Below are 23,652 nucleotides of genomic sequence, written 5' to 3'. Positions count from 1 at the left end.
GTGGTCACCGCCGCGCCCCCCTCCCGCCCCGCCCCCCCCCCCCCCCCTCCCCGGGGCCGCGAGCGCGCGGGGCCCCAACCAAAGCGGGGGGGGGCCCCCCCCCCCCCCGCGTCCGGGTCCGCCGCACCCGGGTTCCGCGGTTGTCGGAGGTTCGTGGGACGCTCGTAGGCATGAGTCCACAGGAGCAGCAGCACAGCGGCAGGGGGTACACCGTCCCCACCGGGCGCCCGTACGCCCTCAAGGAGCTCCAGGCCAACGTGGGCGCCCTCGGCGACCGCGTCAAGGACCTCTACGACGGGTCCCACCCCGCCGAGTACGACCCCGTCGCCGACGCCCTGTACGTGGCCTTCCAGACGGCCGCCGGCCTCGCCCCCGCCAAGAGCTACACCGGCTGCCCCGAGCACCCCAACGGCGCCCTCGACCCCGAGGCGCCCGAAGGCTGGGGCCGCTGCCTCATCTGCAACGACCGCCGCCGTCTCGGCCGACGCCTGAGGGGCGGCCGCCCCGCCGCACCCGCCGCCCCCGTGGAACAGCGCCGCCTGGGCTACCCCGTACCCGAGCCCCCCTACACCCTCGACGTACTGCGGCGGTACCTGCGCGGCATCGACGAGCAGCGCTTCCACCTCACCCTCGGCTCCCCCGACCAGGACTTCGTCCGCCTCGCCGACGACCTCCACCGCGCCTTCATCGTGGCCCGCGAGCTGTCCCGGCCGCGCAACGCCTCGGGATGCGCCGAACACCCCGGCGCGCCGATCGACCCCGATGCCCCGCCGGGCGAGGCCTGTATCTTCTGCGCCGGACGCAGAAGACGCGCTCAGCGCCCGCCGCAGACCCCCGAGATGCTCCCGCGCATCCGACGGGGCGAGCGACGGCAGCTCCAGCGCCGATTCGAGCGTCCGCCGGGCTGAGAACGACCGGACCACGGGCCACGCACCCCGCCGTCCCGCGACCCCTACGGCCATCCGCCACCAGTCCGGCCATGGCGAACACGACCGTCGTTAAGGTGAACCACATGAGCTCTCCCGCCCGCTTCGACCGCGGCCACACCGACGACCTGATGACCTTCCTGACGGCCAGTCCGTCGCCGTACCACGCCGTGGCCAACGCGGCCGAGCGGCTGGAAAAGGCAGGCTTCAGGCAGTTGTCGGAATCGGACGCCTGGGACTCGGGCACGGGAGGCCGGTTCGTCCTGCGCGGCGGAGCGCTCATCGCCTGGTACGTGCCCGAGGGCGCGGCCGCGCACACCCCCTTCCGGATCATCGGCGCGCACACCGACTCCCCCAACCTCCGGGTCAAGCCGGTGCCGGACACCGGCTCGCAGGGCTGGCGGCAGGTCGCCGTCGAGATCTACGGCGGCACCCTCCTCAACACCTGGCTCGACCGCGACCTGGGCCTGGCGGGCCGGCTCTCGCTGCGGGACGGCACCGAACGGCTGGTCAACATCGACCGCCCGCTGCTGCGCGTGCCCCAGCTCGCCGTGCACCTCGACCGCTCCGTCAACTCCGACGGCCTCAAGCTCGACAAGCAGCGGCACATGCAGCCCATCTGGGGCCTGGGCGAGGCCCGCGAAGGCGACCTGATCGCCTTCCTGGAGGAGGAAGAGGACCTGCCCCAGGGCTCGGTGGCCGGCTGGGACCTGATGGTCCACTCGATCGAGCCGCCGGCCTACCTGGGCCGCGACCGCGAGCTCCTGGCCGGACCGCGCATGGACAACCTCCTGTCCGTGCACGCGGGCGTCGCCGCGCTCGCCGCGGTCTCCGCCTCCGACAAGCTGGAACACATCCCGGTCCTCGCCGCCTTCGACCACGAGGAGAACGGCTCCCAGTCCGACACCGGCGCGGACGGCCCCCTCCTGGGCAACGTGCTGGAACGTTCAGTCTTCTCGCGCGGCGGCTCCTACGAGGACAAGGCCCGCGCCTTCGCCGGCACGATCTGCCTCTCCTCCGACACCGGGCACGCGGTCCACCCCAACTACGCCGAGCGCCACGACCCCTCGCACCACCCGCGCGCCAACGGCGGCCCCATCCTGAAGGTCAACGTCAACCAGCGCTACGCCACCGACGGCAGCGGCCGCGCGGTCTTCGCCGCGGCCTGCGAGCGGGCCGGGGTGCCGTGGCAGACCTTCGTCTCCAACAACTCGATGCCGTGCGGCACGACCATCGGCCCGATCACCGCCGCCCGCCACGGGATCCAGACCGTCGACATCGGGGTGGCGATCCTGTCGATGCACTCGGCCCGCGAACTCTGCGGATCCGACGACCCGTTCCTCCTGGCGAACGCCCTCCTGTCCTTCCTGGAGGGCTGAACCCCCCGGGAAGGACAGGACCCCCGACGCCCCGTCAGCCGTCCAGGCCTGCCAGCACCAGCGGCAGGCGGGCGGCGCCGGACTCCGTCACCGTGACCGGGACACCCCAGTCCTGCTGGTGGACGTGGCAGGCCGGGTACTCGTTCGCCGGGTCGTCGTCGCAGGACGCGGCCATCGCCGAGACGTGCAGCACCCCTTCGGCGACGTCGGGGTTCAGCACCAGCTCCCGGAACAGGTCCGTCCCGGCGCCCTCGCCCTCCGCGAGCAGCTCCGGCGGGGTGGAGGAGACCAGCAGGCGGGTGGAGGGGCCGTAGCGGGTGTCCAGCTTCTGGCCCGCCGGGGCCTGGAAGACCACGTCGAGGCGGAGCGTGCCGGGGGCGACCTCGGTGGCGGCCCGCTGGGTGCGGTGGGCGACCGCGTCGACCCGTACGGCCTCCTCCGGCAGCCGCAGCCGGGTCAGCCGGTGGCGGGCGGACTCCACGACCACGATGTCCTCGCCGGCCAGCACGGCGTCACTGGGCTCGCGCAGATCGGTGGCGAGGGTGGTGACCTGGCCGGTGGCGGGGTCGTAGCGGCGCAGGGCGTGGTTGTACGTGTCGCAGACCGCGACCGAGCCGTCCGGCAGGGCCGTCACCCCGAGGGGGTGCTGGAGCAGCGCCTGGCCGGCGTCCCCGTCCCGGTGCCCGAAGTCGAACAGTCCGGTCCCGACGGCGGACCGCACGGCGTACCCGTCCCCCTCCTTCTCCACGTACCGCAGCGCGCTGGTCTCGGAGTCGGCGATCCACAGCCGGTCCCCGGCGGCCGCGAGCCCCGAGGGCTGGGCGAACCAGGCCTCGGCGGCGGGCCCGTCGACCAGCCCCTCGTTGGTGGTCCCGGCGGCGACGGCGACGGTCCCCGCCTCCGGGTCCCAGGTCCACAGCTGGTGCACACCGGCCATGGCGATCCACACCCGGCCCTGCCACCAGGCCACGTCCCACGGCGAGGACAGGTCCACCTCCAGGGCCGGCCCGGAGGTCGGGGACCCCTGCCACCACTGCCGCCCGGTCCCGGCGACGGTCTCCACCGCCCCCGTGGCAGGGTCGAACACCCGCAGCGCGTGGTTGACGGTGTCCGCGACCACCACCCGCCCGTCGGGCAGCAGCGCCAGCCCCTGCGGCTCGCTGAAGGCGTCCGGCCCGAAGCCGCGCTCCCCGCTGCCGATCCGCCGCACGACGGTCTCCCCGTCGGCGGCGAGCTCCACGAGCTGGTGCCGCGTCGAGTCGGAGACGAGCAGGTTCCCGGAGGGCAGGACGACCGCCTTCCCGGGAAAACGCAGGTCCGTGGCGACGGGCTCGGGCGCCACGTAGGGCCCGTCCCCGCGCCGCAGCGTCCCCTTGGCCTCGTGCTCGGCCTCCAACTCCTCGACGAGCCGCGCGATGGCGTGCGCGTGCCCCTCACCGGCGTGCTGGGCGACGACGTACCCCTCGGGGTCGATCACGACGAGCGTGGGCCAGGCCCGCACCGCGTACTGCTTCCAGGTGGCGAGCTCGGGGTCGTCGAGCACGGGGTGGTGCACCTCGTACCGCTCGACGGCGTCGACGACGGCGGCGTGGTCGGCCTCGTGGACGAACTTGGGCGAGTGCACGCCGATGATCACCACGGTGTCGCGGTGCTTCTCCTCCAGCTCGCGCAGCTCGTCCAGGACGTGGAGGCAGTTGATGCAGCAGAAGGTCCAAAAATCCAAGATCAATGTGCGACCTCGGAAGTCGGCGAGCTTCAGGTCCTTCCCGCCGGTGTTCAGCCAGCCCCCCTTGCCGACCAGCTCGGGGGCACGGACACGGGCACGGCGGGGTGCGGGCGCGGGGGTGGGCGCCGGGACAGCATCGTTCATGTTTCAAGCTTGCCATTGGCCCATGAACACCGGTTCACAGCCATACGGACCATGGACCCGTCGCCTTCGGCACGGCCCGTGCGGATCCGACCGTCATTCCGTCGCTTCGTGACCCGCTGACGTCTCCCCGGCGCCGCCCCTCGTCGCCCAGGCGATCCGGCAGCGCTCGTCGCCGTCGAACCTCACGCCCACCCTGCCTCGCCGGACTTCCACCCGATCGATGGCCAGGCCGAGGCGCTCGCGTCTTCCGGCCGCATCGTCGGCTTCCCAGGCTTCACGCAGCAGGCCCTCATCCAGGAGAGGAGAGACGTCCCCGAAAGGGGTCGGCATCCGCAGTAGGTCCGCGCGCAGCCCCTCGATCCGGTTGCGCAGTCGTCCGGCGAGCCGGTCGTACCGCTCGATGGCGTCTGCGTCGCCGAACTCCCCCCGGACATATCTGGCCTCCTCCAGGTCCGCCAGGCGGGCGGCCTCGTCCGCGATCTCCGCCTCGATCGCGTCCCGCTTCGCGAAGGCCTCCGGGTCCTCGCTCCGTGCCCAGCGATCGGCGATCACGGCGAGGAGGGGGTCCTGGGGCTCCAGGGACGGCAGGCGGGAGAGGAATGCCTCCGTCACGTAGTGGTCGATGCTCTCGACCCGAGCCGACACGCCGGAACATCCTCGCCCCATCCGGTGGCTCGAGCACTGGTACGACGTGCCGGCCTTGCTCATCCGGGCCCCGCAGAGCCCGCACCGCGCGATGCCGGTGAGCAGTGACGTGCCCTGCTTGCGGCCGTGCCGCTTGCCCGCCAGGGGAAACGTCCGCGCTTCGAGCCGGCGGAGGATGAGCTCACGCTCCCCGACCGTGATGATCCCCTCACCGATACCCACGGTTTCGAGCGTCTCCGGATCCCGGTAGGGAGAGACCCGGTTCATGTACTTGCGTGTGCCGTCCGCCTGCTCCTCGTACGCGGTCTGCGGCATGAGGCCCGCGAAGGCCGGTGAGCGGAGGAGCTGCACTACGCTGGACGAGTTCCACTCGCCTCCACGGGCCGACTCCACCCCGTGTTCGTTCAGCAGCCGGGCGATGTGGACGAGCGCCTTCCCGGACAGCGCCTCGTCGGCGATCAGGCGGGCGTAGACGGCGGTCTCGGGGTCGTGCACGAGCTTCTTCGTCTCAGGGTCCACCAGCAGCCCGTAGGGCGGCTGTCCGCCGATCCACTGGCCCCGCTGGCGCAGGTACCGCTTGGCGCTGCCGACACGCATGCCAAGGTTGCGCGACTCGTTGCGCGCCAGTTCCGCCAGCATCGCGATGGTGAGGCGGGCGTTGTCGTTCTGTGTGTCGAGCCCGTCCATGACGGAGACCAGCCGTCCGCCGGCCCGGCCTATGTCGTCCAGCGCCTTGCCGACCTCTCCGATGCCCTTGCGGGACAGGCGGTCGAGCTTCCAGACGACCAGCACGCCCACCACGCCGGCCGTGACGGCTGTGATCGCCGCGTCGAAGCCCTTGCGGCTGACGTTCTTGCAGCCGGAACGTCCCCGGTCGATGTGGACCTTGCGGACGGTCAGTCCGTTGCGCTCCGCCCACGACCGACAGTCGGCTTCCTGGCGGTCGATCGCGGTCTTGCCCTCCCGGTCCTGGGACAGGCGCAAGTACAGGTCGGCAGTGGTGTGTTGGTGCACCGACCCCACGTTAGCGAAGAATGCCCCCATTGGTTCAGGACAACCAGAAATCCAGAAGGGCAACGGCTCCTCGCGGGTCGACGAGGGCGCGTTCCTTCCAGCCTGCGTTCGGCCGGCCCCCTTCCCGGCCGGACCAGGGGCCCGGACACGGGCACGGCGGGGCGCGGGCGCGGGGGTGGGGGTGGGCGCCGGGGCTGCATCGTTCATTGCTCGCGAACGGCGGATATCGTCGGCGTGGAAGGTGGAGTCCTTCGCTCCGGATTGCGGGCGCGATGGATCAAGGGACTTGCGTGTTAGGTTGCCGCGCATGTCGACGGCAGCGGTCATATCCAGGAGTGAAGACGCGAAGGCGGGCGAGGAGGCCGGTGGGCGGCCCGTCGCGCTGCCTTCGCTGACCGGGCTGCGGTGGACCGCCGCGCTGATGGTGTTCCTCTACCACGTCTACGTCGTCGAGTACTTCGGCGGACGGGCCCAGGGGCTGGTGGCCGCCGCCTTCGGGGTGGGGAACACCGGTGTGTCGTTCTTCTTCGTGCTCTCCGGCTTCGTGCTCGCCTGGTCGACCGCGCAGGCGCCCACCGGGCGGGGGATCGTGCGGTTCTGGCGGCGGCGGTTCGCGCGGGTGTACCCGCTGCATCTGGTGACGGCCGTCGCGGCCCTCGTGCTGGTGTGGCTGCTGGGGGCCGGGGAGAAGCCGGCTGCCGGGCCGGTCGCCGCCAACCTGGGGCTGGTGCAGGCCTGGGTGCCGCAGGTGCCGTACTTCCAGGGGCTGAACCCCGTCAGCTGGTCGCTCGCCGCCGAGGCGTTCTTCTACGTCTCCTTCCCGTTCCTCGTGTGGCCGCTGCGGCGGCTGGGGTGGCGGGTGAGCGCGGTCGTCGCCGCGCTGTCCCTGGCCGCGGTGGTGGCGATCCCCACCTGGGCGGAGCTCGCCCACCACTCCGACGGGCGGATCTGGGCGGACAACTTCCTTCCGGTCTACCGGCTCCCCGAGTTCGTGCTCGGTATCGCCCTCGCCGAGCTGGTGCGGGCCGGGCGCTGGCGCGGGCCCGGGCTGACCGTGTCGCTGGCGCTGACCATGGGCGGTTACTTCCTCAGCCAGCAGGCCGACTACGCCTACCGCGCCGCCGCCTGCACGATCGTCGGCTACGCCGCCCTCATCGCCGCCGCCGCGCAGGCCGACCTGCGCGGGGAGCCCTCGCCCTGGCGGGGGCGGCTCAGCGTCAGGCTCGGCGAGGTGTCCTTCGCCTTCTACATGGTGCACATCCTGGTGATCCGGACCGGCGAGAGCCTCTTCGGCGGGCATCCGAAGCTGGACCTGTGGGGCGGGGGCCTGCTCGTGCTGGCCGCGGCCTTCTCCGTGTCGCTGGTCCTCGCCTGGGCCCTGTACGCCTGGGTGGAGGTGCCCGGCCGCCGGCTCCTGCTCAGGTCCCGGCGGCGAGGAACGCCTTCAGTGAGCTGACCAGGGCTTCGACGAAGGAGTCCTGAACGGGGGCCGGGAGCAGCTCCAGGGAGAGGTACGGGTTCAGGTCTTCCAGCTCCACCAGCAGCAGCTCCCCCGACGGGGCCCGGCAGGCGTCCACGCGCTGGATGCCGTGCGCGAGGGTGTTCCAGTCGATGAAGCGGCGCGCGAAGGCCAGGTCCGCGGGGGTGGGCTCGTACGGGACCAGCTCCCAGCGGCGTGCCGGGTCCGGGGCGTACAGGGCGTACTGGAATGCGTCGTCGACGAAGTGGAAGGAGACCTCGTAGGCGAAGTCGATCCGGGGCTGGATCAGGGCTTCGCCGGGCCCGGTGGCGGGGGCCGGGGTGAAGGTCAGGCCGATGGAGTCGGCGCCCTGCTTGGGCTTGACGGCGTAGAGGTCCGAGGCGGGCAGGAGGTGGAGGTCCGCCGGGTCGTCGACGGTCGGGATGACGGGGTACCCGGCGGCCGTCAGGTCGAGGAGGTACTGCTTGCCGGCCATGTCGGCGCGACCGGTGAGCGGATTGTAGACGCGGGTTCCGGCGGCGAGCGCGGCCGCGCGGAAGGCGTCGTAGGCCTGCTGGTAGTGCAGGACGGGACCGCTGTTGCGGACGATCACCGCGTCGAAGCCGGGCATCAGGGCTTGCGCGTCCAGCGGGTGGCAGAGCGCGAGCGGGAAGTGCTCGCGCAGCCGGGAGGCAAGAAGGACGTCCTCGTCGCCGTAGCGGCGCCCGCGCGCCGGGTACGCCAGGTCGGTCACGTAGAGAAGGGGCATGGAGGCAACCTATCCGGGAAACGATCTCCGTATGAAATACCTCGTTCGGGACAAAATGCTGGCCATCGGGGACGACTACTGGATCGAGGACGAGGACGGCCGGCACGCCTTCCTCGTCGACGGGAAGGCGTTGCGGCTGCGCGACACCCTGGAGCTGGAGGATCCGGCCGGGCGGGTCCTGATCACCCTGCGGGAGCGGCTGTTCGGTTTCGGGTTCCGGGACGCGATGACCCTGGAGCGGGACGGGAAGCGGCTCGCGGTGATCCGGCGCAAGCGGATGACGCTGCTGCGCAACCACTTCCGGGTGACGATGTCCGAGGGCACGGAACTCGACGTCAGCGGGCGGATCCTGGACCGCGAGTTCAAGGTCGAGTACGAGGGGGAGCTGCTCGCGCTCGTCTCGCGGCAGTGGTACCGGATCCGGGAGACGTACGCGGTGGACGTGGTGCGGGAGGAGGCGGACGCGGCGCTGATGGTGGCGGTCGCGGTGTGCGTGATCCGCATGGCGGAGCGGGAGCGGGAGGAGGGCGGGACGGACGGGTGAGCCGGTGCGCCCGGGGCGAGGGGGCGCGTGAGCCGTTCCGCCCGGGGTGAGGGGCGGGTGAGCCGGTGCGCCCAGGGGGCGGGCGGACGAACCGTTCCGCCCGGGGCGAGGGGCGGGTGAGCCGGTGTGCCTGGGCGGGGGCGGCGGGGGGCCGCTGCGCGGAGCGGTCTCCCGCCCGCCCTTCCGTCGTTCCCCCGGGCTACGGGGCCGTCGGGGGCCGCAGGCCCAGGGTGCGGTCCTTCAGGGCCGGGAACTGGTCGCGGGTCTCCGCCACCTTCGCCGGGTCCAGGTCCACCGTCAGGACGGACTCGCCGGGGCCCGCCTCCGCCAGGACCTCGCCCCACGGGTCCACCACCAGGCTGTGCCCGGACTGCTCGACGCCCGCGTGGGTGCCGGCCGTCGCGCAGGCCAGGACGTACGCCTGGTCCTCCACCGCCCGGGCCCGGTTGAGGAGGGTCCAGTGCTCGCGCCGACGGGCCGGCCAGCCCGCCGAGACGACCATCGTCGTGGCGCCCGCGTCCACGAGGCCGCGGAACAGCTCGGGGAAGCGCAGGTCGTAGCAGGTGGCGAGGCCGAGGGTCTGCTCCGGCAGGGCCACCGTGGTCAGGGAGTCGCCGGCGGACATCAGCACCGCCTCGCCCTGGTCGAAACCGAAGCGGTGGATCTTGCGGTAGGTCGCGGCGAGCTCGCCGGCCGGGGAGAGGACGAGCGCGGTGTTGTAGAGCGAGCCGTCGCCCGCGCGCTCCACGACCGAGCCGGCGTGCAGCCAGACCCCGGCGTCGCGCGCGGCCTTGGACATGGCCTCGTACGTGGGCCCGTCCAGCGGCTCGGCCTCCGTCTCGAACTGCTCGTAGGCGAAGGCGCCCACCGTCCACAGCTCGGGAAGCACGACGAGGTCGGAGCCGTTCTGCTCCCGGACGAGTTCGGCGGCCCGGGACCGCCGGGAGGCCACCGACTCCCCGTCGTTCACCGCGATTTGAATCAGCGAGGCGCGCACACTACCACCGTCCTGGCATGTCAGCCGGTCAAGTCAAGGCCTACGATCGTCACACGAAAGCGCTGTCGGGGTGCTCATCGGCAGCGTAGTTTTGGGAATAGTCCACAACGCGCCACTGAACAGCCAGCGAGGGGTCCCGTTGACCGTCCATCCCAGTCTTGAGCCGTACGTCGACGCGTGGACACACTCGATCGAGGCGATAACCGAGCTGGTCCTCCCCCTGACGGAGGGCCAGTGGAACCAGCCGACGCCGTGTCCGGGCTGGTCCGTGCGGGACGTGGTCTCCCACGTCATCGGCATGGAGCTGGAGCAGCTCGGCGACCCGCGGCCGATTCACACGCTGCCGCGCGACCTGCGGCACGTGGTGAACGAGTTCACCCGCTACATGGAGGTTCCGGTCGACGTCCGCCGGCACCACACCGCGCTGGAGATCACCTCCGAGCTGGAGTACACCGTCATCCGCCGCCAGCGGCAGCTGCGGGGCGAGAAGCGGGATCCGGCCACGACGATGGTGCGCGGACCGCAGGGCGACCAGATCCCCCTGGAGCTGTCGCTGCGGCTGCGGGCGTTCGACGTGTGGATCCACGAGCAGGACCTGCGGGCGGCGCTGGGCGTGCCGGGCAACTGGGACGCGCCGGGTGCGCACGTGGCGCGGGACATCCTGCTGTCCGGGCTGCCGAAGGCGGTCGCGAAGGGCGCGGGCGCGCCGCCGAACACGGCGGTGGTGCTGGACGTGCACGGCGCGCTGGAGTTCCTGCGGACGGTACGGGTGGACGCGTCGGGCCGGGCCACCCTCGACTCGACGCCCTCGCTGGGCCCGGCGGTGTCGCTGTCGCTGGACTGGGAGACGTACGTCCGCCTCGCGGCGGGACGGGTGCGGCCGGGGAAGGTCGCGGACCGGGTGAAGGTGGACGGCGACACGGAGCTGGCGGAAGCGATCCTGGCGAACTTCGCCGTCACCCCGTAGCCCGTCCGCGCAGCCGGTCCGGGGCGCGCAGCCGGCCTGCCCCTGGCCGGTCCGCAGCCGGGCCGCCCCGCCGGGCGAGGGCTCGCGCCCGGGGTCAGCGCGGTGCGGTGGGGGCCGCCGCGCGGGGGCTCTCCCCGGCGGCGGGCGCGGCCGGCGCGAGGCGCTCCCGTCCGCGTTCCCGTTCGCGGGCGAGGGCCCGGGGACGCAGGCGGAGGATCTGGGTGAGGCCCAGCAGTTCCACGGCGAACACCGAGGAGAAGGCGATCCGGTAGTCGTCGCCGGTGGCGTCGAGCAGGACGCCCACCGACAGCAGGGTGGTCATCGAGGCGAGGAAGCCGCCCATGTTGGTGATCCCGGACGCGGTGCCCTGCCGCTCGGCGGGGTTGGCGGGGCGGGCGAAGTCGAAGCCGATCATCGAGGCGGGGCCGCAGGTACCCAGCACCACGCACAGCGTGCCCAGCAGCCACATCGGGGCGCGGTCGCCCGGGTAGAGCAGGACCGAGGCCCACAGCAGCGCGGTGACGCCGACCGTGCCCAGCGCCAGTGGCAGCCGCGCGGCCGGGCGGCGGCCGATGATCTGGCCGTAGGCCAGGCCCCAGCCCATGTTCGCGGCGACGATCAGGGTGAGCAGGCCGGCGGCGGTCGTCCGGTCCAGCCTCTGCGCCTCGACCAGGAACGGCATGCCCCACAGCAGCAGGAACACCATCGCCGGGAACTGCGCCGTGAAGTGCACCCACAGGCCCAGGCGGGTGCCGGGCTCGCGCCAGGAGTCGCGTATCTGGCGGCGGACGAACCCGCCCCCGCCGGCGGCCGCGGGCGGCAGGGCGTGGCCCGGGGGGTGGTCGCGCAGGAACAGCGTGAGCGGGACCAGGACCACCAGCCCGGCGAGCGCGCTGCCCGCGAAGGCCGGCACCCAGCCGGCGCCGTGCAGGACGGGGGCCAGGACCAGGGTGGAGACCAGGTTGCCGGCCATGCCGGCCAGCCCGGCCAGCTGCGCCATGAGCGGTCCGCGCCGGGCGGGGAACCAGCGGGTGCCCAGGCGCAGGACGGAGATGAAGGTCATCGCGTCGCCGCAGCCCAGCAGCGCGCGGGCGGCCAGTGCCGTCGCGTAGGTCGGTGAGAGGGCGAAGCCGATCTGGCCGGCGGTGAAGAGGACGGCGCCGAGCGTCAGCACCTTCTTGGTGCCCAGCCGGTCCACCATCAGCCCGACCGGGACCTGCATGCCGGCGTAGACGAGGAGCTGGAGGAGGGAGAACGTCGACAGGGCCGAGGCGTTGACGTGGAAGCGGTCGGCGGCCTCCAGCCCGGCCACGCCCAGGCTGGTCCGGAAGGTCACGGCGACGAAGTAGACAGCGACGCCGATGGACCAGACGGCCACGGCCCGCCGCCCGCCGGGCGGGTCCTGGACGGCCGGGGGCGCGGCGCCCGGGCTCATCGGTCCGTCCCCCGCACCAGCGCCTCGGTCTGCATGGGCACAGGATAGATACCTGGGTCATACATCTGTTTCCTCCGTCCGCGATGTGGACCCGCGGGGCCCGCCTCCCGGCCCGCGGTGCGGGCGCCGCCCCCGGCCGGGCCTCGCCCGTACTGGGAGGGCGCCCGCACCGGACTGCGCCGAAGGATGTACCGCCGCTTCGTCCACCGGCAGGACGCAACGGGCCCGGACCGCCGCGAGCCTGGGGAGATGGCCCACACCACCCTCGTCGCCCCAGGGGTGACCGCGACCCGGCTCCCCCTCCTCGACGTCCTGCGCGGCGCCGCCATCCTCGGCACGCTCATGACCAACGTCTGGATCTTCACCTCACCCGGCTCCGAGTGGAGCGTGCTCCAGGGCTCCTTCCACCTGCCCGACCCGCTGGCCGACCCGTCCGCCGCCAGCGTGGCCGAGGCGGTCTTCCGCTTCCTCGCCGACGGGAAGTTCCTCTCCCTGCTCACGGTCCTGTTCGGGGTGGGCCTGGCCATCCAGTACGACTCCGCCGCCCGCCGGGGCGAGCGCTGGCCCGGCCGCTACCCGCGGCGGGCCGCGTTCCTCTTCCTGGAGGGGACCGTCCACTTCCTCCTCCTCTTCGCCTGGGACGTGCTGATGGGGTACGCCGTCACCGCCCTCCTGACGGCCTGGCTGCTGGCCCGGTCCGAACGGGTGCGGCGCGTGGTGATGTGGGTCGCGGGCGGTCTGCACCTGTCCCTGATCGCCCTGGTGACGCTGGGGCAGCTGGTCACCCCCGACTCCGGGCCCGCGTCGCCCGACCCGGAGTCCGTCCGGCTGTACGCGCACGGCGGCTGGGCCGAGCAGGTCGCCTTCCGGCTCGACCACGTCCTCGCGCTGCGCATCGAGCCCGTCTTCTCCTTCGGGCTGCTGCTCTTCCTCTTCCTCCTCGGCGTCCGCCTCCACCGCGCCGGTGCCTTCGCCCCGACCGCCGCCGGGCGCCGGATCCGGGTCCGGATGGCCTCCTGGGGGCTCGGCCTCGGCCTGCCGCTGGGCGTCGCCGCCGCGCTCGGCGGCCCCGACTTCTTCCTCCTCGGCCGCTACGCCGTCGCCCCGCTGATCGCCCTCGGGTACGCCGGGCTGATCGGCTGGGCCCTGGACCGCTTCACCGTGCCCGGCGTCGGCGCCCTCGGCTCCGTCGGGCGGACCGCCCTGTCCTGCTACGTCGGCCAGAACCTGCTGTGCGTCCTGCTCTGCTACGGGTTCGGGCTCGGCCTCGCCGGCCGGATGGCCGGGTCCGGCCCCTGGTGGGTGATGGGCCTGTGGGCGGCGGTCGCCCTGTTCCTCGTCGCCGCGTCGGGGCTGTGGCTGCGCCGCTTCGGGAGGGGCCCGCTGGAGGCCGTGCAGCACTGGGCGCTCAGGCCCCGCCGGTGACCTCCACGTCCAGCAGGAACTCGTCGTACGGGGCCTCCTGCGGGTAGGGCGGGCGGACCTGCGCGAACCGGATCCGGGCCCGCCCGCCCGGGCGGCGGCCCCGCACCACGTACGTCCGCTCCACCGTCTCCCCGGGCAGGGCCCGCGCCGCCCGCCCGGGCGCGGCCTCGCTCACGGAAACGGCGTCGCCGTCCCCGGAGACCTGCCAGGTCCAGACGTAGCCGCGCGCCCCGCGCCCGGTCAGCCGCAGCTCGTACGACTCACCGGAGGCGAGGACCACCCTGCGCACCTCCACCCGTGGGGCCTCCTGTTCACGCCGGGCCGATGACGTCCCCCTCGTGCCAGCCCGCGCCGTCGCGCCAGTAGTGCTGGAGCAGGCGGTCGGTGCGCAGGACGACGACTTCCAGGTTGAACCCGAAGCTGCCCTGGAGCATCCCGGTGACGGTCAGCACGTCGTGCCCGAAGACGGCGCTGCGGGTCCAGGGGGCGCCGGCGGCGTTGCCCCGCCACCAGTGCTCGATCCGCCCGTCGGCGACCGCCACGCACAGCTCGTAGTTCCCGGCGGTGTCCTCGTCGAGGGCCCCGTACTGCCCCTCGATCAGGCAGGGCGCGGAGGTCACCCCGCCGCCGAAGACCTCCCCGGCCTTCCAGGCGAAGCCGTTCGGGTCGTCGCGCCACCACAGCTGCATCCGGCCGTCGGTGCGGGCGGCGACCAGGTCGAGGGTGCGGGCGCGGGTCTGGACGAGGGCCGGCCCGTAGTGGGCGATGCCGGAGCCGAAGCGGCCGCCGTCGTTCCAGGTCCAGGGGGCGCCGTTGATCCGCCACCAGTGGTTGAGGCGGCCGTCGGCGGTGCGGACGACCACCTCGAAGTTGCCCGGCTGGCCGTAGTCGCTCTGGATGAACGCGGGCGTGGAGCCGATGGCGGCGTCGCCGGGCCCGAAGGCGCCGCCGTCGCGCCAGACGCCGACGGCCTGCTCGTAGTACCAGTGGCGGAGCCGGCCGCCGGTGGTGACGTGCAGGGACTCCATGTTCCGGTTGTAGGTGCTGCCGGTGAAGGCGGGCTGGCCGGAGGCGTCCCCGGCGAAGGTCTCGGCGCGGGCCCAGGCGAAGGGGGGGTCGCCCTCGCGCCACCAGTGCCGGAGGTGGCCGCCGCCGGCGGTCGCGGCCATCTCGAAGTTGCGGTGGGCCCGGCCGTTGCCGCTCTCGTAGACGCTGCCCGCGTGCAGGCGGCGCTTGCTCCAGGGGTCGATGTTGGTGCCGCGCAGGCCGCACTTGGCCCAGTAGTCGATGTTGACCTCGCCGTACGCGATCCGGCCGTAACCGCCGACGTGGTAGCCGGTGCCCCAGGAGTTCTTGAACAGCCAGCAGCCAGCCGCGTCGTCGTAGCCGACGACCAGCACGCAGTGCCCGCCGGCGAGCCGGTCGCTGGTGCGGTGGTACACGCCCGCGCCCAGGCCGAAGAAGTCGTCGTACACGTCGAAGCAGGCGGTCAGCGGGCCCACCGTGTCCAGCCAGACCTTCTGCTGCTCGACGTCGCCGAGGCGCACGTAGTCGGTGATCCGCACGGTCCGCCCCGAACGGTCCCAGCTGGGCGTGTACTCGGCCCGCCAGGCGTCGCGCCGCTCGGCGGGCAGGCCGGGGGGCGGGGTGGTGTACGGCCAGCAGCCGGGGTCGGCGAGGCCTCCGTTGTCCTTGATCCAGTCGAGGGCGGTCTCGGGGTTGCCGGTCTGTCCGCAGGTGCACTTGAGACCGTCGTGGACGTCCCCCTCGGAGCGCTCCGCCCACACGTCGTGCTCGATCCGGGCCATCGACTCGACCAGCCCGGCCGCCCCGAACGCCCAGCAGGAACCGCAGGGGTTCTGGTCCTTGACCTTGGTCAGCCACGACCACCCCCACCGGCTGCGCCAGTCCACGGCCACGGGCCGCCCGGCGCCCGCGACCGTCCCCGGCAGCAGTCCGTGGGCGGCCCTGCGCCGGCTGAGGTGCGGGTTCCCGCTCTCCCTCCCCACGAGGGCCCGCAGGTCGACCGCCCCCGCCTCGGCGGCGGGCGTCAGGTTCGGCCCCGGCTCCAGACCCAGCGAGGGCCTCGGTACGGGGTCCGCGTCGGCGAGGTGCTCGACGACCGACCACCGCGCCCCCCGCGCCACGAGCTGCGCCCGCAGCTCCCCCACCGTCTGGACAGACTCCTCCGGCATCCCGGCCCCCCCAGCTGCACTCGTCGTGAGCCCCCGGAGCGTCTCCCCGCCACCGGACCCCGTCAAGGGGGGCCGCGCGGTCGCGCGGACGCACGGGGGGTCGTACGGTCCGCCCGGCCGCGCACCCCCGGGCCGCCGCCACGACCACGGCCACGCGAACGCACGGGCAGGCCGCACGCTCCCCCGGCCGTGCGCCCGGAACCGTCCCTACGAGGACAGGGCCTGGCCCCCGATCCCGGCGGCCCCCGCCAGTTGTGCCTGCCACCATCCGGCGACGTCGGCGGCGCTCATCGCCGTCCACGCGGGCGTCTCCTCCACCTGCGCCCGCCCGAGCCGCCGCGCCAGCGCGACCAGTTCCCGCCCGGCCGCCCCCCGCGACGCCTGGTAGCCGGCGACGAGGTCCTCCCAGGACCCCGCCCGCGCCCAGGCGGCGCCGAAGGCGGTGGCGTCCTGGAGGGCCTTCGCCGCCCCGCTGGTGTTGTGCGGGCGTACCACGCTCGCCGCGTCCCCGGCCAGCACCAGCCGTCCCGCCGCGGCGGGTTCGGTCACCAGGTCGTAGATGGGCTGCACGAACGTATCCGCGGGCGCGGTCAGCGACAGCGCCCGCCCCCAGTACTCCGGGAACTCCCGCTCCAGCAACGCCCGCAGGTGCCCGGCGAGTTCCCCGCCCAGCGCTCCCGGCGGGAAGCTGGTCGGATCGTCGAACCGCAGCCCCGCGCCCTCCGGCGGCGCCGCGTACAGCACCCAGTTCACCCGCGGCCCCTCCGGCCCGGGGATCCGGTAGATCACGCAACTGCCCCCGGGGAAGCAGACGGTGGTGACGGCCTCGGGATGCGACGGCGCCCCCTCCAGCCCCTCCACCGGCGCGGCGTCGACGTTCCCCCGCCAGCACACGTACCCGGCGTAGTGCGGGCTCGCCCCGGGGCTCACCGCCTCCCGCACCACCGACCGGTACCCGTCGGCCCCGACGACGAGGTCGAACCGCTCGACGCCCCCGCCCCCGAGCCGCACTCCGGCGCCGTCCCCGAAGCCGTCCACGCCCTCGACCGCCACCCCCTGCCGGTAGTCCACCGCCCCCGGCACTGCCTCCCGCAGCCCGCGCCACAGCAGCCCCCAGTGGTAGGAGTGGAAGGGGAACGGCTGCTCCCAGATGAGCCGCCCGCCGGGTCCCTCCGAGGCGTCCCGCACCACCCACCGCCGCCGCTCCAGCCGGTGCGCCGGGATCCCCGGGGGCAGCGCCCCGGCGGCCGCCAGCTCCGCGGCCCGGTCGTCGTGGACGCACAGCCCGACCCCCCGGTCCGCGAGCCGCCCGCCCGTACGCTCCAGCACGACGACCTCCCCGGCCCCCGCCCTCACCGCGGCCGAGGCGAACGCGCACCCGGCGATGCTCCCCCCGACCACCACGACCGATCCACCGCGCACAACCGCCTCCACCCGTCGCCCAGTTGACTGGCCGGCCAGCCTACTGACGCGGACAGCCCGCGCCGGGGCGACGCGACGGATCCGGCCGCCCGCCCCTCGGCGCCCCCCGGGCCGCCGGGGCCGGAGCGCCGACCCGGTCTTCGAGGTCGCGGTCCACCTCACCGCCCAGGTGGGCCCGGTCTGACCCCGCGGGCGCCCGGCGCCAGGCCCTTCCCGCCCCCCGCGGTTCGGCGCGAAAACCCCGGGCCATCGGCACCCGGCTGGCGCTAGGCTGCTCGCCGCGCCGAGCCCGAGGAAGATCATGAAGGTCGTCGACCAGCCGCTGGAGAGCATCCGCACGCCGTGGAGGATCGCGGCCTTCCGGCGGTTCGTGTCGGCCAGCCTCGTCTCGGCCGCGGGGTCCGCGATGGCCCCCCTCGCCCTGGCCTACTCCGTCATCGAGCGGGGCGGGGGCGCCGGATCCCTCGGCCTGGTCCTGGCCGCGAACACCCTCCCCACCATCGTGTTCCTCGTCGTGGGCGGCGTCTACGCCGACCGCCTGTCCCGGAGCCGGATCCTCTTCCTCGGCAACCTCCTCGCGGCCGCCGCACAGGGGGTGCTGGCCGTCACCGTGGCCACGGGACACGCGACGACGGCGTCCATCGCCGCCTGCGGCCTCGTCTCCGGCGCGGCGGCCTCGTTCATCCTCCCGGCCCTCCAGGGCGCCGTCGCGCAGATCGTCCCCGCGGAGCACCTCCAGGAGGCCAACGCGCTGCTCCGGCTCCCGGGCAACGCGGTCAAGGTACTGGCCCCGGTCGTCGGCGGGTTCGCCGTCGCCGCGAGCGGGGCCGCCTGGGCCCTGGCGTGGGACGCCCTCACCTTCGTGGTGGCGGCCTTCCTCCTCCTCGGCCTGCCCCTGGCGGCCCCGCCGGCCCCGGCCGACGGCGTCCTGGCCGACCTGCGGGCCGGCTGGGCGGGCTTCCGGGCCCGCACCTGGCTGTGGACGTACACGGCCGCCGGCACCGTCCTCGTCGCCGCCTGGCTGGCGGGCTACCAGCTCCTCGGCCCCCTCGTCGCCGCCCGGCAGTACGCCGGGGCCCGCGACTGGGGCCTGGTCCAGGCGGCGTTCTCCTGCGGGCTGCTCGCCGGAACCCTCGTGTGCCTGCGGTGGAAGCCGTACCGGCTGCTCGCGGTCGCGGTGGCCTCGTCCGGCGCCCTCGCCCTCCCCCTGGCCGCGATGGCCGCCGTCCTGCCGCTGCCCCTCGTCCTGGCGGCGGCCCTGCTGGCGGGGGTGGGGCTCGACGTGGCGATCGTCGCCTGGAGTACCGCGTTCCAGCAGCACGTGCCCCAGGCGGAGCAGGGCCGCATGAGCGCCTTCAACGGCCTCGGCGAACGCCTCGCCATCCCGCTCGGCTACCTCGTCACCGCCCTCGCGGCCCACACCTGGAACACCCGGACGACACTCCTGGCCTGCGCGGCACTGATCGCCGCCGCGGCCGCCCTCAACCTGTGCGTCCCGGACGTCCACCGCGTCAACCGGCGCACACCGCCCGGCACGTCCTCGTGAACCCCGCCCACGCGGTGTCGGTGACCTGGATGACGGGGGCGTCGGGCCGCCGCCTGCCGTCCCGGATGGCGGCCGCACCCGTCACGTTCGCGCCGCCTCGACGCGTTCCGAGTCGGCCTTGCCTTCGCTGTGACGGGATTTCCACCAAAGCGCTGCTCCACGGAGCGGTGCGGGACCGGTACCTGCGGGTCGGGGGGCGGCTCGACGGAGCGGTGCTCCGTGTCGCGGTCACCGATCCGAAGGGAGAGCGGTGGCCCGAGGTGCGGGCGGCCGGCGAGGACGGGCGGTACGGGCGGGGGCTGGCCGTGGTGGGCGCCGTCGCGCAGCGGTGGGGGGCGCCGCGGCTGGTGGTGGGGAAGACCGTGGGGGCCGAGTGCGCCCTTCCGGGGCCCGACCGGGCGGGCCCGGGCCCCGTATAGGGTCCCGGTGTGGACGAGTGGACGGCGCCGAGTGCGATCGAGCGCGAGCTGTACGAGGCGAAGGCGCGCGGGGACTGGGACGGCTACCTGGGCGCCCTCGCCCGGGCCGAGCTGTTCCTGCCGCAGCACCGCGCCCAGATCGACGCGGACCCCCGCGCGGCCAGGTTCCACCCGGCCGGGAACGGCACCCTGGCCGTCTACACGCGGGGCATGCTGCCCGCCCCCGACGCCCACACCGTCTACCTGCGCCAGAGCCTGGCCTGGTTCGCCAACGCCTGGGACGCCCGGGACCCCTCCCACCTGGCCGTGAACCCCGGCAGCCCGGTGGAGGCGTACCTCACCACCACCCCCGCCGACCTCGCCCGCTGGCGGGCCCACTGGGACGCCGCGCCCTCCTGGGGCCTGGCCCCCGGCGCCGTGCACGCCCTGCACTCCGGCGGCCCGCTGCACGGGCCGGTGGCCCGCGGACTGGCCGTCGGGGCTCATCTGGCCGTCGCCAACGGGGAGTTCTGGAACGCCCTCGCCTACCACGGCAACGGCTACACCCGCGAGCGCGAACGCCTGCGCACGATGTGGGAGATCACCGACACCGCCGGCTGGTTCGGCGTGCTCCAGCGGATGCTGGAGGCCGACGTCGTCAGCCCCGTCTGGGAGTTCGCGCTCCGGGTGCGCCGCGTCCTCGCCTCCGACTTCGCCGGACCGGTCGACGTCGAGCACTGGCGCCACGCCGCCGAGTCCGGGCTGCGCCGCAGCGCCGAGCGGGCCGCCGAGCCGCGCCTGACCCCCGACGGGGTCACCGTCGCCCAGCCGCGCCCCGCCGCCGAGGTCGAGGGGGAGATCGCCGGGGTCCGGCGGCTCATCGGCCGGATCACCCGCTACGAGCAGCGTTTCCGTGCCGACGGGCTGCTGCCCGACGGGGGCTGGGTGCGGTCGGTCGAGGCGTGGGACTACGGGCGGGCCTCCCAGATGGCCCGCTGGGGCGTCGCCACCCGCTACGGCACCCTCCAGGACGCCGAGCGCGCCGTGATCCGCGCGGGCGAGAAGGCCCGGGGGGCGTACCGCTCGTGGACGGAGTTCTCCGCCGGGTACTGCCTCGCCCGGTGCCTGCACTTCGACGAGGAGGAGTTCGGCAGCTGGTACGCCTCCTCCCTCGCCACCCACCTCACGCTGACCACCGACCCGGCCAGCCCCTTCCTCAACATCCCCTGGGAGTGACGCGACTTCGGCTAGTCAGCGCACGACGGTGCATTCCACCGGCGTCCCCGGCATCGCACAACTAGCCTCGGCCACATGACGATTACGCTGAACGACACCGTGCGACAGCTGCTCGACTCCCCCCACCCCGCCGTGCTCTCGACCCTCAACCCCGACGGAAGTCCGCAGAGTTCCGTGGTCTGGGTGATCCGCGACGGCGACGACCTGCTGGTCTCCACCGAGCGCGGCCGCCGCAAGGAACGGAACCTGTCCCGGGACGCGCGGGTCGGGCTGACCGTGTTCGACCTGGCCAACCCCTACCTGTACGCCGAGGTCCGCGGCACCGCCACCGTCAGCGAGGACGCCGGCCGGGCCGTCGCCGTGCGGATCGCCGAGCAGTACCTGGGGCCGGGCGCCGGCAAGGAGTACGCGGACGCCTCCGACGGGGCGGTACGGGTCGTCGTGCGGATCACCCCGTCCAGGGTGCTCGGCAACGCCGCCAAGGCCTGAGCCGGCGCCGCCGCGCCTCTCCCCCGCCGCCCCCGGGCCCCGCCGGCCCGGGGGCGGCGTCGCGTTACGGCAGCCGGGGGTACGGGCGGGCTCCGGGGTACGGCAGGCGGGCGGTTCGAACGGCGACCCGGGCGCGCGGTCGGGGCGTGGCCGGACCGAGCCTGATATCCCGTCATACGGCGCCTGCCTTCCGCCCATCGAGAGGGGCCCGGTCCATGCCGCACACGCCGAAGATCCGACGACGCCTGCGCAGGGCGCTCACCGCCGCCCTGGGCGCACTCCTCGCCGTCACCGCCGCCACCGTGCCGGCCCGGGCCGGCACGGCACAGGTGGGGGACGTGACGGAGTACCCGCTCACGACCCCCGACAGCTACCCCGCCGGCATCACGGCCGGCCCGGACCGGGCCCTGTGGGTCGCCGAGTCCGGGGTCAACCGGATCGCCCGGGTCACGACCGGCGGCGCCGTCACCGAGTACCCGCTGCCGACCGCGGACAGCTTCCCCCAGGGCATCACCCAGGGCCCCGGCCGGGCGCTGTGGTTCACCGAGGGGACCGGGGACAGAATCGGCCGGATCACGACCGGAGGCCGGATCACCGAGTTCCCGCTGCCCGGCCCGGACCGCTTCCCCGTGGGCATCGCGGTCGGCGGCGACCGCGCCCTGTGGTTCACCGAACCGGGGACGAACTCGATCGGGCGGATGACGGCCGACGGCAGGGTGACCGAGTACCCGGTCCCCACGCCGGACAGCGTCCCGTACTACATCACCGCCGCGGCCGACGGCTCCCTGTGGTTCACCGAGCTGTACGGAGGAAAGATCGGCCGGATCGGCCTGAACGGCCGGATCACCGAGTACCCACTGGCCAACGACTCCACGTACCCCTCGGGCATCGCGGCCGGACCGGGCGGGGTGTGGTTCACGGCGAGCGGGCTGAACGCGGTCGGGCGCATCAGCCCGCGCGGCGAGATCAAGCTCTTCCCGGTGCCCGTCGCCGACTACCAGGTCTACGACATCACCCGCGGTCCGGACGGGCACATGTGGTACACGGAGCAGTCCGGCCGCATCGGCCGGATCGGGCGCAACGGGGCCATCACCGAGTACGCGGTCCCGGGCGGGGCGGACAAGGTGCCCTTCAACATCACGGCCGGGCCCGACCGGAACATCTGGTTCACGGAGCTGCTGGCCGGCGCCGTCGGCCGCGTCCAGGCCCGTCCGGGACGCGGGACCGGGCACACGACGCTCCCGGCTCCCGCGCGGCACGCGGCCCCCGCCGGCCACCGCCCGCCCCGCCTCACGCCCGGCCTGGAGCGGCTGCTCCGCTCCCACCGGCTCTAGGGGCCGGCGTCACCGTCCCGTCGTCGCCCGGAGGGCGGACGGGACGGTGCCCGCAGTCCCTGCGGTCCGGCCTGCGCCCGCCTCCGCCCCGGCAGGCGCAGGGCCGCGACCAGGGAGAGGGCGATCAGGCCCGCCGCGACCGCGTACGCGGTGCGGAAGCCCGCCGGGGTGGTGCCCGACGCGCCCAGGACCACGGACGTCAGGGCCGTCCCGACGGAGGCGCACAGCTGGGAGTTGATGCTGAGGGCCGTGCTCGCCGCCGCCATGCGCGCGGCGGGAAGGTCCCGGCCTGCGGTGGTCATCGTCGGCATCAGCACCGTCCCGGCGCCGACGCCCATCAGCATCAGCGAGCCCACGACCTGCCAGCCCGGCACCCCCTCGGCGCCGGTCCGCAGCCCGGCGAGCAGCATCCCGAGGGCCGCCACCGCCACCCCGGCGGGGATCAGCCGGCGCGGGGCGACCTCGTCCACGCGCCGGGAGGCGATCTGCATGGTCACCCCGACCGCCAGTCCGACGGGCGCCACCAGCAGCCCCGCCGCGCTCGCGCTCAGCCCGCGCGCCTGCTGCCAGTACACCGGGGCCAGCACCATGGAGCCGAAGTAGCCGCAGGTGAACGGGGCGAGGGTGCCGATGGCGGCGGCGAACGTACGGTCGCCGAGCAGCCGCAGGTCGAGCAGCGGCTCCGGGACCCGCAGCGCCCGCCGGACGAAGGCCGCGACGAGGACGGCGCCGCCCAGCAGGGGCAGCAGCACGCCCGGGGAGAGGAACGCGCCGCGCTCGCCGCCCCGGGAGAGCCCGTACAGCAGCAGCGCGAGGCCCGGGGAGAGGCTCAGCAGCCCCGGGAGGTCGAGCCGCGGCGAAGCCGCCGTGCCCCGGGGGGAATCCGGGCGCAGCAGCTTCGCCGCGAGTACCAGGGCGGCCGCTCCGACGGGCAGGTTGACGAGGAAGATCCACTGCCAGGAGGCGGTGTCGATCAGCCAGCCGCCCAGCATCGGCCCGGCCACCGGCCCGACGAGCACGGGCAGCCCCAGCAGGGCCATCGCCCGCCCCAGCCGGCCGCGGTCGGCGGCCCGCATCACCATCGTCATGCCGACCGGCATCAGCAGTCCGCCGCCGAGCCCCTGGACGGCGCGGAAGGCGATCAGGCTGCCGGCGCTCCACGCGCACGCGGCGAGCAGGGAGCCGAGGGTGAAGAGGGTCAGGGCCGCGAGGTAGGTGCGCTTGGCGCCGATCCGTCCCATCGCCCAGGCCGCCGCCGGGATGACGGCGGCGAGGGCCAGGGTGTAGGCGGTGGCGGTCCACTGGATGGTCTCCAGCGGCGCTCCGAAGGACGCGGAGAGCCGGCCGAGCGCCACGTTGACGATCGTCATGTCGAGGACGGACATGACGGCGCCGGTGATCACGACGGTGAGGATGCGCCCCAGCTGCCCGGGCGCGGTCGCTAACGCCGCCGGGGTGTCCTCGGCGGTGGGTGCGGTCGGCATCGTGCCACGTCCCTCCCCGGAAAACCGGACCGGATGGTTGGTTTTGGCGGCCTTCCGGTAAAGTACAACGACCGTTGTAATCCGCACAACGGCCGTTGCGGAGAGCGACCGGAGAGAC

At 74.3% G+C, this 23,652-nt stretch carries 20 protein-coding genes; 11 read left to right on the top strand and 9 right to left on the bottom strand.

All coding sequences use genetic code 11. The annotated features are described in order from the left end of the window. Positions 1-170 precede the first annotated feature (170 nt). On the top strand, positions 171-908 hold the full coding sequence (locus ACFY15_RS06520; protein ID WP_390686264.1) for a hypothetical protein: 738 nt from the start codon (positions 171-173) through the stop codon (positions 906-908). Between the two features lie 104 nt (positions 909-1,012). Continuing rightward, on the top strand, positions 1,013-2,305 hold the full coding sequence (locus ACFY15_RS06515) for a M18 family aminopeptidase (RefSeq protein ID WP_390686263.1): 1,293 nt from the start codon (positions 1,013-1,015) through the stop codon (positions 2,303-2,305). 34 nt (positions 2,306-2,339) lie between these two features. On the opposite strand, the gene ACFY15_RS06510 is transcribed toward ACFY15_RS06515, so the two are convergent. Both ACFY15_RS06510 and ACFY15_RS06505 read right to left on the bottom strand, forming a co-directional pair. Further along, positions 2,340-4,175 (bottom strand): NHL domain-containing thioredoxin family protein, encoded by a 1,836-nt coding sequence (locus ACFY15_RS06510; protein WP_390686262.1) that lies wholly within the window; start codon positions 4,173-4,175, stop codon positions 2,340-2,342. Positions 4,176-4,268: 93 nt separating this feature from the next. Beyond that, positions 4,269-5,834: a recombinase family protein gene (locus ACFY15_RS06505; RefSeq protein ID WP_390686261.1), complete on the bottom strand. Its 1,566-nt coding sequence runs from the start codon at positions 5,832-5,834 to the stop codon at positions 4,269-4,271. A 307-nt stretch (positions 5,835-6,141) separates the two neighbouring features. Between ACFY15_RS06505 and ACFY15_RS06500 the strand changes: the two genes are divergently transcribed. Beyond that, positions 6,142-7,290 carry an acyltransferase family protein gene (locus ACFY15_RS06500; protein WP_390686260.1) on the top strand — a complete coding sequence of 383 codons (1,149 nt, stop codon included), beginning with the start codon at positions 6,142-6,144 and terminating at the stop codon, positions 7,288-7,290. Here ACFY15_RS06500 and ACFY15_RS06495 read toward each other — a convergent pair. Beyond that, on the bottom strand, positions 7,253-8,062 hold the full coding sequence (locus ACFY15_RS06495; protein WP_390686259.1) for a hypothetical protein: 810 nt from the start codon (positions 8,060-8,062) through the stop codon (positions 7,253-7,255). The two genes, ACFY15_RS06500 and ACFY15_RS06495, sit on opposite strands and share 38 nt — an antisense overlap. A gap of 31 nt (positions 8,063-8,093) precedes the next feature. On the opposite strand from ACFY15_RS06495, the gene ACFY15_RS06490 reads away from it, so the two are divergent. Then, positions 8,094-8,606, top strand: a complete 513-nt coding sequence (locus ACFY15_RS06490) for an LURP-one-related/scramblase family protein (RefSeq protein WP_390686258.1) — start codon at positions 8,094-8,096, stop codon at positions 8,604-8,606. Positions 8,607-8,805: 199 nt separating this feature from the next. On the opposite strand, the gene ACFY15_RS06485 is transcribed toward ACFY15_RS06490, so the two are convergent. Next, a complete protein-coding gene (locus ACFY15_RS06485; protein ID WP_390686257.1) occupies positions 8,806-9,603 on the bottom strand; it encodes a carbon-nitrogen family hydrolase in 798 nt (265 codons plus the stop codon). A 139-nt stretch (positions 9,604-9,742) separates the two neighbouring features. Between ACFY15_RS06485 and ACFY15_RS06480 the strand changes: the two genes are divergently transcribed. After that, positions 9,743-10,570 carry a maleylpyruvate isomerase family mycothiol-dependent enzyme gene (locus ACFY15_RS06480; RefSeq protein ID WP_390686256.1) on the top strand — a complete coding sequence of 276 codons (828 nt, stop codon included), beginning with the start codon at positions 9,743-9,745 and terminating at the stop codon, positions 10,568-10,570. Positions 10,571-10,664: 94 nt separating this feature from the next. Here ACFY15_RS06480 and ACFY15_RS06475 read toward each other — a convergent pair whose 3' ends face one another. After that, on the bottom strand, positions 10,665-12,005 hold the full coding sequence (locus ACFY15_RS06475; protein WP_390825108.1) for a nitrate/nitrite transporter: 1,341 nt from the start codon (positions 12,003-12,005) through the stop codon (positions 10,665-10,667). Between the two features lie 249 nt (positions 12,006-12,254). On the opposite strand from ACFY15_RS06475, the gene ACFY15_RS06470 reads away from it, so the two are divergent. After that, positions 12,255-13,430 carry a DUF418 domain-containing protein gene (locus tag ACFY15_RS06470; protein WP_390686254.1) on the top strand — a complete coding sequence of 392 codons (1,176 nt, stop codon included), beginning with the start codon at positions 12,255-12,257 and terminating at the stop codon, positions 13,428-13,430. Here the strand turns inward: ACFY15_RS06470 and ACFY15_RS06465 are convergent. The 3 genes from ACFY15_RS06465 to ACFY15_RS06455 form a co-directional block, all read right to left on the bottom strand. Continuing rightward, entirely contained in the window at positions 13,414-13,725 is a 312-nt protein-coding gene (locus tag ACFY15_RS06465) for a protease inhibitor I42 family protein (protein WP_390686253.1), read from the bottom strand. The genes ACFY15_RS06470 and ACFY15_RS06465 overlap by 17 nt on opposite strands. Before the next feature lie 16 nt (positions 13,726-13,741). Then, positions 13,742-15,625 (bottom strand): C1 family peptidase, encoded by a 1,884-nt coding sequence (locus ACFY15_RS06460; protein ID WP_390686252.1) that lies wholly within the window; start codon positions 15,623-15,625, stop codon positions 13,742-13,744. A 207-nt stretch (positions 15,626-15,832) separates the two neighbouring features. Further along, entirely contained in the window at positions 15,833-17,047 is a 1,215-nt protein-coding gene (locus tag ACFY15_RS06455; protein ID WP_390825107.1) for an FAD-dependent monooxygenase, read from the bottom strand. 301 nt (positions 17,048-17,348) lie between these two features. Between ACFY15_RS06455 and ACFY15_RS06450 the strand changes: the two genes are divergently transcribed. The 5 genes from ACFY15_RS06450 to ACFY15_RS06430 all read left to right on the top strand — a co-directional run bounded on the left by ACFY15_RS06450 (position 17,349) and on the right by ACFY15_RS06430 (position 22,050). Next, on the top strand, positions 17,349-18,593 hold the full coding sequence (locus ACFY15_RS06450) for an MFS transporter (RefSeq protein WP_390686250.1): 1,245 nt from the start codon (positions 17,349-17,351) through the stop codon (positions 18,591-18,593). Between the two features lie 167 nt (positions 18,594-18,760). Next, the gene (locus ACFY15_RS06445) at positions 18,761-19,012 is read left to right on the top strand and encodes a hypothetical protein (protein ID WP_390686249.1); all 252 of its coding nucleotides are present in this window, start codon (positions 18,761-18,763) and stop codon (positions 19,010-19,012) included. 9 nt (positions 19,013-19,021) lie between these two features. Beyond that, entirely contained in the window at positions 19,022-20,227 is a 1,206-nt protein-coding gene (locus ACFY15_RS06440; RefSeq protein WP_390686248.1) for a DUF1266 domain-containing protein, read from the top strand. A 75-nt stretch (positions 20,228-20,302) separates the two neighbouring features. Next, complete coding sequence (locus tag ACFY15_RS06435) at positions 20,303-20,716, top strand: PPOX class F420-dependent oxidoreductase (RefSeq protein WP_390686247.1); 414 nt, start codon at positions 20,303-20,305, stop codon at positions 20,714-20,716. Between the two features lie 215 nt (positions 20,717-20,931). Continuing rightward, a complete protein-coding gene (locus ACFY15_RS06430) occupies positions 20,932-22,050 on the top strand; it encodes a hypothetical protein (RefSeq protein ID WP_390686246.1) in 1,119 nt (372 codons plus the stop codon). Here ACFY15_RS06430 and ACFY15_RS06425 read toward each other — a convergent pair. Next, a complete protein-coding gene (locus ACFY15_RS06425) occupies positions 22,047-23,534 on the bottom strand; it encodes a DHA2 family efflux MFS transporter permease subunit (protein WP_390686245.1) in 1,488 nt (495 codons plus the stop codon). The genes ACFY15_RS06430 and ACFY15_RS06425 overlap by 4 nt on opposite strands. Positions 23,535-23,652: the final 118 nt, after the last annotated feature.

It is taken from the genome of Streptomyces sp. NPDC001373, from assembly GCF_042895815.1.
Classification (GTDB): Bacteria; Actinomycetota; Actinomycetes; order Streptomycetales; family Streptomycetaceae; genus Streptomyces.
This window is presented reverse-complemented; position numbering and strand designations above follow the sequence as displayed.